Genomic DNA, 841 nt, shown 5'->3' with positions numbered 1-841 from the left:
CCGATGGACACGGTGGCGCGGCGCAAGAGGAAGGCGTTGGTCATTGGGGAAGCGACGCATCACGACGTGCAGGCGCCCGGCTTGGGCGGCTCGGCCGGCTGCACGTCCTTGTCGTTGAGCGTGTTGAGGAAGCAGAGGAGGTCGGCGATGTCCTGCTCGGACATCGGCGGCTTGCTGTGGGCGGGGCGGCCGTCCAGCGGCATCTGCGTGTCGATGTTGCCGACGAAGCGCGCGGGCAGGTCGTCGAACTTGCGCACCTGGCCGCCGACGTACTGCGTGGTGATCAGGCCGTAGCCCGGGAAGTCCGGATCGGGCGTGGCCTTGGCCTGGCCGCCGACGGTGGGGTACCAGAGCTCCGGCATCGTGTCGCGCGTGTTGTAGAAGCGGATCGTCTGCTCGAGCGAATGGAAGATGCCGTTGTGGAAGAAGCTGCGCCGCGAAGCGACGTTGCGCAGCGTGGGCGACTTGAACATGCCGCAGAAGCGGTTGCCCGGCGTCGGTGGGTGATCGGTGCGGGCCGGGCCGCACAGGCCGAGGTCGACGTAGCCCGGGTCCGCGTTCACGGGCAGCGCCGCGTTGCGCGGCACGCCGATGGCCTCGTAGGAGAAGTCGGTGAAGAGCGCGGTGCTGCCGTTCAGGCCGGCGCCCTGGTAATGGCACGACGCGCAGTTGCCGCCGTTGGGATCGGCGAAGACCTTCAGCCCGCGGGCCTCGGCCGGCGTGAGCACGCCGCCGATCTTGTTGCCGATGTAGAGGTCGAACTTGCTGGAGTAGGGATGGAAGCTGACGTCCTCGAGCTGGAAGGCCTGCAGCGCCTGGCCCGCGGCGGCGAAGGCGCGGT

At 69.0% G+C, this 841-nt stretch carries 1 protein-coding gene; it reads right to left on the bottom strand.

Going from position 1 to position 841, the window contains the following annotated elements:
- Positions 1-59 precede the first annotated feature (59 nt).
- Positions 60-841 (bottom strand): cytochrome-c peroxidase (locus FUT87_RS23120; RefSeq protein ID WP_404935434.1); only part of this gene is annotated, 782 nt, incomplete at its 5' end.

This window comes from Mitsuaria sp. TWR114 (genome assembly GCF_007997345.1).
Note: the sequence above shows the minus strand (reverse complement) of the source record. Positions and strands in the feature narration are given on the sequence as shown.